Source organism: Dyella subtropica (assembly GCF_026283965.1).
Taxonomy (GTDB): Bacteria; Pseudomonadota; Gammaproteobacteria; order Xanthomonadales; family Rhodanobacteraceae; genus Dyella_D; species Dyella_D subtropica.
Window position 1 is genome coordinate 1 of sequence record NZ_JAPDPD010000015.1, and the last position, 12,303, is coordinate 12,303.

Below are 12,303 nucleotides of genomic sequence, written 5' to 3' on the forward strand. Positions count from 1 at the left end.
CCAGCGATCCCACATCAGCGCCTTCTGGGTGTCCGTGTAATGGATCCGGGGTCGTTGGGCCATTGGCAACACGCCTCCTGCTCAAGCAGTCTATGGGTGTTGCAACGACCGGCTGAATCCGCAACCCAATGCGGACATTTCGGGTGGTGAGACTGGGAGGGAATAAGTAAAAAGGAGTAAGAAGGGATCAGAGACATTTATCAGCCATCTCGATCTATGTCTGGATGATCTTTGTTGGTCGACAGTCGACCGCGTGGTCGAGTGACGGCCGTCCGTTTGAGTTCGGCCTAGATCGCCGCGTTTATCCCAGAAAATGTCTCTGACTCTGTCGTTGCGTATACCCCCTCTTCAATACTCATGGAGCTGCGCCGTGTCTCGCTGCTCCTGCGCTGGCGGGCAATTGGGGGCCTTCCGCTGCCGGGTGCGCGGGCGGGGATGCCGTTGCGGAACCTGATCCGGCATGGGCTTGCTGCGCGGGTGCTTGCGGCGAAGCAGGTTGCGAACCAGGTTGCGAACCGGATTGCGCACCAGGTGACGACGCGGTTTGTTGACCTGCGCCTGATGCCCCTCCGGATCCCGAAGTTGCAGGCGATGCGCCGGGCGGCGGGCGCAGGGCGCCGTTGAGATTGTTCGAACGAGCGGCCATGTCGGCTTGTTCAGCGCTGCGCTGTGCGGTGCGATCGGTGGAAAGGCGCGCCGCCTCGGCATCCGGATTGATCGTGTTGACCCGGATGCGTTCCACGTCGCCCACGCCGGCCAGCCGGCTCAACGGCACGTAGTCCGTGCGAAACACCAGTTCCACGCCGCTGCTCAAGTTGAGATCGGCGTGCGTGCTCTCGGTCGTCTGGGTCCGGTCGGTCGACACGTAGCCGATCGTGCTCTGGACTCTGGCCTCCATGCCCCACGGCCCGAATTTTGCTCCCCCGCTCACGTCCATCGAGGTGCGCGTATCGAATTGCGAGCCACGGTCGTTGGCCGCGACGCTGCTCGCGTCTATATGGAAATTCATGGCCGCATTGAGCCGTCCGCTCTCGATGACGATGCGTTGCAAGCCCATCTGCACCATGGTTGCGAGCAATTGCTGGCGGTTGCGGGCAAGCACCTGCTGGGCGAGCGGCACCATGCCCTCGGGATTGGAGGGCGAGACTGCGTCGTTCGGCCCCATTCCCAGTGCAGTGCGCAGCGCCGCTTCGGTCGGAGGGGTCGCGCTCGGGCGCAGCTCCAGCCGCGTCGCGGCATCGCGTTCGGCCTGCAATTCCTGTTGGCGCTGTTGGCGCTCCTCGGGTGGCAATCCCGCCAACTCCTCCGCGTCATCGGAGGCATCATCGCCGCCGGAGACCTGATAGGCGGTGGGGAAATGCTCGGCGAGCCACTGCCGTGCGCCGGCGATGCCGACATTGCTGTCGGCGAAGCCTTCGGTGGTCTGGGCGACGTTGCGGATCAAGCCGACGAACGCGGTCAGCTGCTGCTGGTTCGAATCGTTCATTGCCTTGAATACGCCGGTGATCAGCTCGGTCACGAAGCGTGGGAAGGAAACCGCGTTGAGCACGGCCTGGGTGGTGCCGGCCATGCGGTCGATGGCTGTGCCGGAATATTCCGTACCTGCGTTTTGTGCGAATGCGAGCGTCGGGCGAGGACGAGAGGCGGCTTCCTCGTTATTGAGCGCGATCGAACCGATTCGTACCAGTCCGGACGCGAGATCGCGTCGGGTGGCCGGATCGAGGGTGCTGAAGCCCTGCTGCGCGGACAGCAGGTCGCGAACATTGTGGCGAACCTCGGGTCGCATCGCATCACCACGGACTGAGCGACGATGTTTCATCTCAGCGTCCGAGCGCCGCCCAGGCGTTCTCCGACGATGGGGGCGGTGAAGCGGGTTGGTTGCTGAGACCCGTGTTCGGGGCGGAAGGCGTCTGGTCGTCAGGCTTCTCGCCAAGGCTGAGCGTTGCTTCTAGCCATTCGCCCGCCGAGGCAATCACCGGGTTGTCGGTCGTTACCAGCGGCGAGGCGGCAACCATGGCATCCGCAGTGTCGGCGAGCCAGGCGATCACCGTCATCCCGGCTTTGCCGCGTCGGACATAGGCGGTTGGCTGGCGCGGCTGTTGGTGTGAAAGCCGCCCGATGCCCGCCACCACGCCCCAAACGTCGCGCGCACCGAAGCAGTGGCGCAAGTCGGCATGGCTCAGTATGGAGAAGGCGTCCCTGAGCATGACGGCGATTTCGCTGGCCATAAACGCGGTCACCCCGGTGCAGGCGGCCCCAAGGTTTTCCGCGAGCGAACGGGCGGCGTTCCGCACCCGTGCCTGGTGATCGAACGTTCCATGCGGGTCGGCACTGGGCGTTTCGTCGAGTTTGTAGAGTTCCTCGCAGAGCTCGAGCATGCGATCCTCGAACTGGACATTTCGGTCGGCGTCCGCCGCGGCAGGGCCATACGAAGTGCCGAACAGCCGCGAGAAGAACGCTGCGCGTTCGCTGGCTGCGAGCTTCTCTGCGCGGTGCCGCCACCACTGAGCCACCAATGGTTCTGCACCGCCGAGATCGAGGCTTGCGGCACCGTCGGTGGACAGGCCGGCGAGGATCTCGACCGCGGGGATGACGCCCGCGGGTTCGAGATCGGCGGCCAGATAGAGCGAGGCCAGCGCGCGCAGCTGCGCCTTGTCGACATGCGCGGAAACCGGGTCGGGAAGGGCGATGTCGCCCAGCTCGTCAAGCGCGAACGCCAGACCTCGCGCCGTCGCGCGTTCGATCAGGCTTGCACCCGACCGGATGGCGGCGGCGAGCCCGGCATCCGCCAATGGGGCTATGTGCGTGCGCGCCATGGCTCAGTGCTGCCCGGCCGGCGCACCCGGGGCGGGGGCAGGCTTGTTGGGGTTGTAGGGCGTGGAATTGCCCTGGATGACCGACATCATTTCGGGCGTTGCCATCTTGTCCAGCGGCAGGTAGTCGCTCTTGAAGTTCACTCGGACCTCGCCCGAGAGTTTCGCTTTTACCTCGGCCTTGGATTCGCTGGTCTCGTCGAGCGCCGATCCCACGGTGGCCACATGTTCCTGCTCCGCCTCGAAGGAGGCGTCGGCGGAGATGGGCGAGTACCAGCCGCCGTAGTGGGCGTTGAGCGTTTCCTTGGATTTCTGGCTCTCGCGATCTTGCATCGACGCGGTGTGGTTGCGTTTCGCAGTGTCGGTGGCGCGCATGTCGAATATCACCTTGGCGTTGATCGAGCCGTCGGTGATGACGATGCGATTGATGCCGAGCATCACCATCGACGACAGCAGCTGCTGACGCTGTTTAGCCATCTGCAGTCGTGCGGCGGTGACAAGGCGCAGCTCGGACTTGTCGTCGGACAGGTCGGTCACCGGCGGGTCGAGGTTGTAGTTGCGGCTGATCTCGGCGAGCCGCTGCTCTGCGTTATCGCCCTGCGCTACCAGCCGCGCCGGGGCGGCGGCAGCTGCCGCGCCGCTGCTGCCGGCGTCGAACCCCTCGGAGCCTTCCTGCGCCTGCACCGACAGCACGTCCGGGCACGAGCCGGCGAGATAGTCGCGGCCGGCCCCCTCGCTGATGTTGTCGCTCATGAACTGAGCGGTGGTCTTGGCGACATTGGCGATCAGTTCGCCATAGGCGCGCATCTGCTCGATTGAGCTTTCGACAATCGCCTGGAAAACGTTCTTGATGAGGCCGCCCACGAATTTCGGAAAATCGACCTTCTGGACCATTTGGCCGAACTGCTCAACACCTTGCTTGACCGCGCCGGCCTGGAAGTCCTTGCCGGCGAAGCCGGGGTCCTTCGAGAGCTGGCGCTTGGTGGCGGTCACGGGATCTTCGTCGGCCATGGCCTCGGCAGCCAGTTGCTGCGCACGGACCGACGCTGAATCGGCAACCGGCGAAGAATGCTGCCCCTCAGTGGGACGAGCGAGGCCGGTAGAGGGCAGCTCGCCCTTCGCCTCGCGCTCGGCGATCTCTGCGTGCACGCCGTTGGGATCAGTCATATAGGCGAGCACGCGCACCGTATCGGCGGCGATGCGGCGGCGTTCGTCGTCGGGCAGGTCGAGAAAGGACGGTATGGCGGTGAGCAAGCGGCGTACTTCGGGCCGCGTCGCATCAAATGCGGCGGCGCTCGTGAGCGGCTGCTTCGGGTCAAATGCCGCGGGGGGAGCGGGCAGGCGCATGGCTCAGCCTCCCCTGGCTGGAGCCGGAGTGGCGGCCGGCGCAGGCGCGGGCGCGGGTGCGGCGGCCGGCGCCGCTTTCGCGCCGGGGAGCACGTTGGGATCGGCGGGTGTCGCGTTGCCGGTGATGGTGGCGATCATCTGCGGCGTCGCCATCTTGTCGAGCGGCAGGTAATCGCTCTTGAAATTGACGTCGACTTCGCCGGAGAGCTGGATCTTGGTCTGCATCGCCGCGTTGTTGGTTTCGGACGCGGCGGTCGACGCGGTGATGATCGGCTTGTTCTCGTATTGGTAGTCGCCTTTGGCGTAGTAATCGGCGCTGTACTGGTTACCGTTGCTCTTGTCATTGCTGGAGTCGTACTTGCCGCCGCTGTCGTAGGTTCCCTTGCCGGCATAGGTCGACTGGACGTTGCCGTACTTGTCGCGGGCAAGGTCGACTGCGCTGGCGTTGCGCTGCTTGGAGAGCGTGTCCTGCGCGCGCACGTCGTAGATGATCTTGGCGGAGATCTTGCCGTCGGTGACGACGATGCGGTTAATGCCCATCAGCACGATCGAGGCCAGCATCTGCTGGCGCTGTTTGGCGAGCTGCATCTTGAAGCGATTGACGATGGCCAGTTCCGAGGCCTCGTCCGAAAGATCGAAGGTGTCGCCGTCGCCCATCTGCAGGCGGGCGCGCACGGTCTTCGCCGCCGTATCGGGATCGACACCGTCGCGGACCTGCACGCGCGGGGTGGGCGTATCGCCGCTGTCGTCCATGCCGATCTGGAGCATGTCGGGAAACTGGTCGACCATGTTGTCGCGCGCCTGGTTCTCCGTCACATGCTCGTCGGCGAACTGGCTGAGCGATTTCGCCACCTGCGCGATCATGTCCTGATAGGCCTTCATCTGCTCGATCGAGCTGTGCGTAATCGATTGGAAGACACCGGTGATCAGACCGGCGACGAAGGTCGGGAACTGGACCTGGTTCAGCAGTTCGCCCGCCACCGCGGCACCTTCGCGCGCGGCCGATGCCTTGAACTCGGACTTGCCGATGTCGTCGACCGCCTGTTTATGGGTCGCAAAATCCGCCTCCTGCACCGGCTGAGTCGTATCGTCCAGTGCGTGCGCTGTGGCGGTGCCCAGCCCGCCCGGGATTTCGTTGCCGGCAACCCCTTCGGGCCGGGCCAGGTAATCGGCGATCAGCGCGGTGTTGCGGGCGATTTCGCGACGATCGTCCTCGGGCATGGCGTTGAATGCCTGCGACTTCGTCAGCATCTGCGCGACGCCATGACGCACTTCGTCGACTGGCACCGGCGGCGTGTGACGCGGGGGCGGCGCGATCATCGTGGGACGGGCAGCTTGCGGAAACATGGCGACCTCGTGGGGAACGCGGAACGAAGCGATTCAGTGAGCCAATGGAGTTGGCTTGTTCAGTTGGCTTGTTCAGTGGGCCGATTCATGAGCTTGGCCGAAAGCGTCCGCAGGCAGTTCAAACTCGATCGGGCGCAAGTAAAGGCTCACCCGCGCCGGCGAGACCGCATCCGTGCGCAGGCTGATGATCGAGAAGCGGCCCGGCCAATGGGCGTCCTCCGGCGTGAAAGCGCCCATCCATTGCTCCAGCGCCTGCAGTCCGCGCGGACGCTCAGCGAGCCCCATGGTCAGCAGGCTCAGGAACGAGGGCGGCACGTCGGGGATGGCCGAGAGCAGCACATAGATCTCGACATCGGGCCCGTCCGGCCCCATTCCGAACGCGAGCAGCGCGCCATGCGGCGGCAGTTCGAACCGTCCCCCGAGCACCAGCCCCAGGAGCTGCATGATGCTGGGCAGCCGATGGCCGATGCCAAGCGCATCCATCACCGGCTGGAGATCTGCGAGCCGCAGCTCACGGGTGCAGGCGAAGGTGAGTCGCTGGCCACCCATGTCGCGCTGGGCGGCCATGGTGGTGAACAGCGGCTTGAGGCCGGGCACCATCTGCAGCGCGGTCTGGACGATGCCGGCCAGATCGTAGGGCAGGTTGTCGATCATTCCGGCGCCGCCGGGAAGTTCGTAGAACACCTTGGATGCGTAGAGCCCATCGCGGTCGTAACTGGAGCCGAAGAAGGCGCCGTAGTTGAGGCCGCCGCCCGGTCGCGCGAAGCCACGAAAGGGTTCGCTCGACCGGTCGAACCAGTGCAGCGCTTCACGGCCGATGAAGTGGCGGATCAGCCTGCGCATTTCGCGCGTTGATTCGTCGCGGCGGTCGATGGAGGAAGCCTCCGGCGGCAGCGGTTCGATCGTGAAGCGCAGCTTGCCCGGCTGGTTTTCCGAGAAGCTGGGTTCAAACGGTACCGCCATCGGCATCAGCGCATTGTCGCGAAACCGCAGGTCGTCAGTGCCCTCGCCGAAGGTGCGCAGGAAGAGGTCGCGCGAGGGCGCGAAAGGATCGGTCGTGCCAAGGCTTCGTGCCGCGCTCTTCAAGCGGCGTTCGACCCGGTTGACGACCGATTCGCGGGGTGAGGTCATGGGCATGGTTCGGCTCCGTCAGTATTCGGGAATGGCGCAGCGCACGAACCACCGGCTTAGTGCCGGCGGTTCGTGTAGTAGCTGGCGCCGTTGTTCGAGCCGATGCCGTTGCCCGCCTTCACCGGTATGCCCGTGCCCAGGCCGATGCTGCCGCCGATATCGCCGATGCCGTCCAGCATCTCGCGTGCCATCTGCGGGATCTGCACCGGCTTCGAGGTCATCTGCGGCGCCTCGCGCGGCTGCGAGAACTGTTCGATCTGCGTATCGGAGGTGGCGGTATCGGCCAGCCACAGCTCGCACGCATTGACCAGATCGTAGTCGGTCGGATCGACGGTCGACTTGTGGTTCGACGAGACGTCGGGATTGGCGATCTGGTCGATGTTGAGCAGCGGACCGGTCGCCTTGTTGATGCGCGCGACGTTATTGGCCAGCCAGGCGGTGATGATCGTGCCGCAGGTCGCTAGCGTGCGATAGCGCGAGCTGGTCCGCGCGCCACCCAGTTCATAGGTCGCGACCTGGTCGATCACCTGCCACATGTCCTTGGAGGCGTAGCAGCCGCGGATCTCGGGGTCCTGCAACAGCTCGATCATGAACTTGACCTGCGACTGGATCTCGCGTGCGGCGTAATGCGCCATGCCGTAGCCATGCAGCGAGAGGTTGCCGGCGAGATCCCGCGCGGCCTTGCGTACCTGCTGGTGGTTGATCGGATTGGGAACGGTGGCGCGCAGCAATGCGTCGACTTCGGTCTGGCGCACGAATGACGAAACCGAGGAGACGAAACGGATCCACAGGTCGTTGAACTCGCGGTTGACCGCGGTGTTGGGATCTCCGCCCGGGATGCCCAGCGTGATGGCCGCGAAGTTCTTGCGCTCCTGCTCGGAAATGCGGTTCGGTGTCTCGCGCCAGTAGCGATAGAGCAGCTTGCCGGCATTGCCAGGGCCGATGGGAAGCGTCCCGTGCTGGAACTGTTCGACGATGCGGTCCACTACCTGGAACGCCTTGAGTTCGTCGAACATCGCGGCGACGATCATGGGGCCCATGACGCGCACGTTTTCGGAGACGATGTTTGCATCCTCCAGATCTTCGAGGTTCGGCAGATCGATACCGCCATCGGCGACCGAATCCTCGGTGCCGACGTTCTGGACCGTGTTCAGTTCCTCGTTGACTCGACGGCGCAACTGCGGCTCGTCGGTGCTGATCCCGCGGGCCAGCAGGCCGCGCATGACTCGGGCGAATTCCGTGGTGACCACGCCCGGGTTCTCGCCATCGCTGCCATCTGAATCGCCTTCGATGCATAGCAGTGCCAGCACCTTCTCGGCCAGATCGCCATAGGCATTGGCTTCGCCCACCGCGGCGTAGAACTCGCGGGTGAAGGGGTTCATGAGCGCATCGTTGGCATCCGGGGCGATTCGGGACGCCGTTGCATTGGACTTTCTGACCTTCACGGGTGGTGGTGTAGCGCCGTCTACAGCGAGGATGCCCAGCACCAGGGCGACCTGCGTGATCGATGTAGCCGTAGCGTCCGCTGGGGTCTGGCTATCGGTACCAAAGAAAAGCTGGCCGTCTTGCTCGGAGAGCAATGGCGGAGTGATCAGCGAGTTGCTATTGAGAAGTTCGCGCGTGGCGACGAACAGCGGGTCGCAGACCTCCGTGCCGCCATTGCCCACAAGACCGAGGATGGTTTTGCAAAGTTCGAGCTGCTGCTTCTCGGCGGCAACGAGTGGCCGCTTCAGTGAAGAGAGCCGGTTGACGATATCGACCAGCCCGTCACGGGCCCGGGTCTCGAGGACGGCGAGGTCGAGAAAGCGCACTTGATCATTGACGTTGAACATATTGCTTCTCCTGGAAATCCGGTCAGTTAGGGAGGGGCAGGATCAGGCGTGCAAGTCAGCCGTCATCGGCGCGTCCCTCCTTGGAAATCTCTGGCGTGCCACCGTCGTCGCCCGCCGCTACGTAGGTATCGATGCGCTGGGACAGCGCCTGCAGCGCCGCCGCGGCGTCGAGAATGCCGGCGCCGCAGCCCTCGGCTGCGCCGGGCGCAAAGGGGCGCGCGGTGGTGACGAGCAGATCGCGCACTGTCTCTCCGTCCAGCGGATAGGCGCGGCGTTGGGCATAGGCGACGAGTAGCGCCGCTGCGCCTGCGACGAACGGCGCGGCGAAGCTGGTCCCGGTCGCAAGCTGATAGGCATCTATCGCACTGGTCAGCACCTTTTCACCCGGTGCGCAAAGCGCGACGTGCTCGCCCCGCGTCGAGAAAGAGGTCGGTCGGCCGTTGTCGTCCACCGCGCCGACCGCGATCACCTGCGGATAGGCGGCGGGCCAATAGCGAGTAACGCTGCCGTTGTTGCCGCTCGCGGCAACGAGGATGCAGCCGCGGGCAGAGGCATAGGCGACCGTATCGGCATGCGGTTTCGGGCGGTGCGCGGCGACCGCTGAATCGTCGGTGCCAAAGCTCATGTTGATGACCTTGGCGCCGAGGTCGACCGCCAGCTTGAGCGCGCGGTCGAGGTCGGCAATCGCGCCGAGCCCGACCGCATGCGGCTTGCCGGGCAGGCGGGCAGCCGCCAGCGCGCGCATTGGCAGGATGCGGCAGTCGCCGCCGAGACCGCGCGGCATGGCAACACCCTCGGCAGCGATGATGCCGGCACAACCCATGCCGTGGCCGACGAAGCGGTCCTCGGGAAAATCGCCGCGATGGCCGTGGCCACTCAGCAGTTGCACCCCCGGCGAGAGATCGCCGGGCTCCATCCGCACCGTGTCGGCGCCCGCGCGGAACGCATGGGCGAATTCGGGATGCTGGCGAGCGATGCCGCTATCGATGAGGCCGACCACGACACCGCTGTCGCCCGGCTCGATGGCATGGGCCTCGGCCATGCGCACCATGGCACGGGCATCCTGCGCGGATGGCGCGGCTTGCGGCACGGGCGCCAGCCGACCGGGCGCGTCCATCGGCACCACCGCGACGTAGTTGGGTGTCACGCTTTCCACCGAGACGAGCTGGGCGAGCGAGTCGCACAAGGCAGCAATCGACACACCCGCCGGCACGCGCACCAGCAGCGTGCGGGACATGCCGGTGGCGTGCTCGACCGCGTCATATCCGCAATGTGCCTGCCCCGATATCCAGCGGTTGGCCACCGCGCTGAAGGGGCGCACCGCACGGAAGCAGCCGGCGAAAGCGGCGAGGATGCGGTCGACGGGACCGCCGTCAATGTATTGCGCCGCGGCCAGCGCGCCGCGCGTCACGTCGCGGATCGATGGCACGTGCTCGGGCGCTTCGCCGAGCGCCAGCTTGAGCATCAAACTGGTCGGCAGACTGAACTGCTGTTCGCCGGGCGCGGCCCAGGGAGTGCCGAGTACGCTGATCGTCATGGCCTCGTCTCCTCCTGATCAGGGATGGCGGCCAGGGTCATGGACCTGGGGGCGGGAACAGGCGTGGGCTCGGTGGCGGGCTCCACCGGTGACGGTACGAAGGCGCTCAGGTCGAAGGCCATGGCGGAACGGTGCCGACTGGTCGGCGACACGGCGAGTTCGCCGGCCCACTGGTCATGACCAGGCGCGAGCAATAGCTCGTCGTCCGCCGATTGCAGCACCGAGACCGGGCGATTGCCGATCCGTACCTGCGGCGCCTGTCCGCCATTGACGAGATTGCGGCCGACCACGCGCAGCAGCAGCGGTGCATCGGGCGAAGCATCGGCGGCCGGCGCCACGGGTTCGATCCGGTCGACCCGCGGCGCGGAAGCCCGGTCGAGCGCCTTGCGCAGCCGGTCCACGGACAAATTGGTGACGCGGCCGATGGTATGCACCATGTCGCGCTGTTCGGCCTGCTGAAACTGCTTGACCGTGCGCACGCCGGCCCACTCCAGCCGCTTGCGGTCTTCGGGCGAAAGTTCGTCGCCTAGTGAGTCGAGCGGCTGGTCCTTGCTGTCTTCGGAAAGCGCGATCGCGTTCTCTTCGATCGCCGGACGCGTAATGGTGGTGAAGACTAAGTGGAAGGTGCTGGTATCGGCTTCACCGGGTCCGGCGGGACGAATCCGGACCTCGCTCTCGACGAATTCGACATGGGCGCGCAAATCAAGATTGATGTCCTTGATGGCGAAGGTCAGTGGCAGGTTGAGGTTGCGCGCCTTGATCGCCATCGCCGCCTGCGCATTGTCGAGCTGGCTCTGCACGGCCTGGATGAAGTCCTCAAGGCGCAGAGTGGCGTTGCTGCTCACGGCGCCTCTCCGGCGGTCGGCACGGCTTGCAGGGTGATCGCCAATCTCGCCGGCTCCGGATCGAAGTCTGTGCGAGTGAGGAATTGCGGCAGGTTGCCGGCCAGCTCGACGCCGTCAGCCCCACGCGCGACATGCAGGTCGAGCGGCAGCTCCAACGCCAGCGATTGCACCTGCAAGCCCTGCGACGCACCTGCGGCCAGCAGTCCGGTCAAGTCGGCAAACGCACCGAGTGTCTCGCCCAGTGGCCGCCGCGAGGTCATGCTTGCGCTCCTGGGGCCCGCGCTCCTCGAGCGGACGCGGGAGCCGGTGTGGACGGTGTGGCAGGCGCCGCCGTGGCGGCTGGCACCGAGGGCGCAGTGACAGGTGCAGGCGTCGCCGCGGGAGCAGGCGCGGGCACAGAAGCTGCTGGCTGGACGGCGGCGACCGCGGCCGTCGGCACTGGCGGTGCGATGCGCGATCCGGGCCGGCTATGTCGCTCCAGCAAATTGCGTGAAGCCTCATCGACGAAACGGTCGAGCGGCAGCGTCTCCGACGCGAAATTGATGCTCACCTTTCCGGTCAGCGTTGCCCTGAGGTCGGAATCGGTTTGCGCATTGACGGCAACCGTCGACACCGTGGTGACGACATCGCTGGTCGTTCCTCTTCCACCCCAGGTCGTCTGTCCAGAGTTGGGGTCGTTCGACGTTGCATATTGCACGGCGGCCCGGTCGCGCGCCTTGGCCTGGAAATTGAGGCTGGCGGCAATCGTGCCGTCCTTGACCACCACACGCTGCATGCCCAGCAGCACCATGGTCGAAAGCGTCGAGAGCCGATGCTGGGCGACTCGCTCGCGCGCCTTGGGCAGCACCACGGACTCGAGCGTCTCCGTGTTGAACTCGCCATCGGCGGCACCGAAATCAGCGAGCCATGCGGGAGCGGGGGTCTGGCCGTCGTCGCCGGGCTTGGTCAACGGCGCGAGCCGGTAATCGCTACCGTCTTGCGTCAGCGTTACGTCATGCGGGTATTGCTCGACCAGCCAGGCGCGTGCTTGCCCGTCGGTGACGTTCTCCTGCGCGAACTGCTCAATCGGCTTGGCGACCGCGCCGACGAGATCGGCGAAGCTTTCCACCTGCTTGATCGAGCTGTCGACGATCGCATCGTAAGTGCCATGCACGAGGCTCGCGACAAAGGTCGGAAAGTCGATCGCCTCGGCCAGCGCCGACGCACGCCGGCCGATGGCGTCGGTCGCTTTCTCCTTGGGTGTTGTCGAGGCACCGGAGCCGCCGGCATTTCCGCTGTCAACATTTCCGTTGCCAACCGGAACCACTTGCTGGTTGGCGCCGTCCTGCCTGGTTGTGTCGGTCGATCCCGAGGTATCGACGATGTCGCGGCCGAACGCGTCGCGAGCAAACGCCATGGCGGGCGTCAACGCATCGCCAGTTGGAGGAGGGGGAATGTGGCGGGCCATTGCG

Annotated in this window: 10 protein-coding genes; all 10 read right to left on the reverse strand. The window is 65.5% G+C overall.

Features of this window, described 5'->3' with window-relative positions; genetic code table 11:
* Positions 1 to 355: 355 nt before the first annotated feature.
* Positions 356 to 1,819 (reverse strand): hypothetical protein, encoded by a 1,464-nt coding sequence (locus tag OUZ45_RS13920; protein WP_266170725.1) that lies wholly within the window; start codon positions 1,817 to 1,819, stop codon positions 356 to 358.
* A 1-nt stretch (position 1,820) separates the two neighbouring features.
* Positions 1,821 to 2,816 carry a hypothetical protein gene (locus tag OUZ45_RS13925; protein WP_266170726.1) on the reverse strand — a complete coding sequence of 332 codons (996 nt, stop codon included), beginning with the start codon at positions 2,814 to 2,816 and terminating at the stop codon, positions 1,821 to 1,823.
* Positions 2,817 to 2,819: 3 nt separating this feature from the next.
* A complete protein-coding gene (locus OUZ45_RS13930) occupies positions 2,820 to 4,160 on the reverse strand; it encodes a hypothetical protein (RefSeq protein ID WP_266170727.1) in 1,341 nt (446 codons plus the stop codon).
* A gap of 3 nt (positions 4,161 to 4,163) precedes the next feature.
* The gene (locus OUZ45_RS13935; protein WP_266170728.1) at positions 4,164 to 5,507 is read right to left on the reverse strand and encodes a hypothetical protein; all 1,344 of its coding nucleotides are present in this window, start codon (positions 5,505 to 5,507) and stop codon (positions 4,164 to 4,166) included.
* 72 nt (positions 5,508 to 5,579) lie between these two features.
* A complete protein-coding gene (locus OUZ45_RS13940) occupies positions 5,580 to 6,644 on the reverse strand; it encodes a hypothetical protein (protein WP_266170729.1) in 1,065 nt (354 codons plus the stop codon).
* Positions 6,645 to 6,694: 50 nt separating this feature from the next.
* Positions 6,695 to 8,470, reverse strand: coding sequence for a hypothetical protein (locus OUZ45_RS13945; RefSeq protein WP_266170730.1), 1,776 nt, complete (start codon positions 8,468 to 8,470; stop codon positions 6,695 to 6,697).
* 55 nt (positions 8,471 to 8,525) lie between these two features.
* Entirely contained in the window at positions 8,526 to 10,007 is a 1,482-nt protein-coding gene (locus tag OUZ45_RS13950) for a S8 family peptidase (RefSeq protein WP_266170731.1), read from the reverse strand.
* A complete protein-coding gene (locus tag OUZ45_RS13955) occupies positions 10,004 to 10,852 on the reverse strand; it encodes a hypothetical protein (RefSeq protein WP_266170732.1) in 849 nt (282 codons plus the stop codon). The genes OUZ45_RS13950 and OUZ45_RS13955 overlap by 4 nt, the downstream gene beginning before the upstream one ends.
* Entirely contained in the window at positions 10,849 to 11,112 is a 264-nt protein-coding gene (locus tag OUZ45_RS13960) for a hypothetical protein (protein ID WP_266170733.1), read from the reverse strand. The genes OUZ45_RS13955 and OUZ45_RS13960 overlap by 4 nt, the downstream gene beginning before the upstream one ends.
* Positions 11,109 to 12,299, reverse strand: coding sequence for a hypothetical protein (locus tag OUZ45_RS13965; protein WP_266170734.1), 1,191 nt, complete (start codon positions 12,297 to 12,299; stop codon positions 11,109 to 11,111). Before OUZ45_RS13965 ends, OUZ45_RS13960 begins: the two co-directional genes overlap by 4 nt.
* Between the last annotated feature and the right edge of the window lie 4 nt (positions 12,300 to 12,303).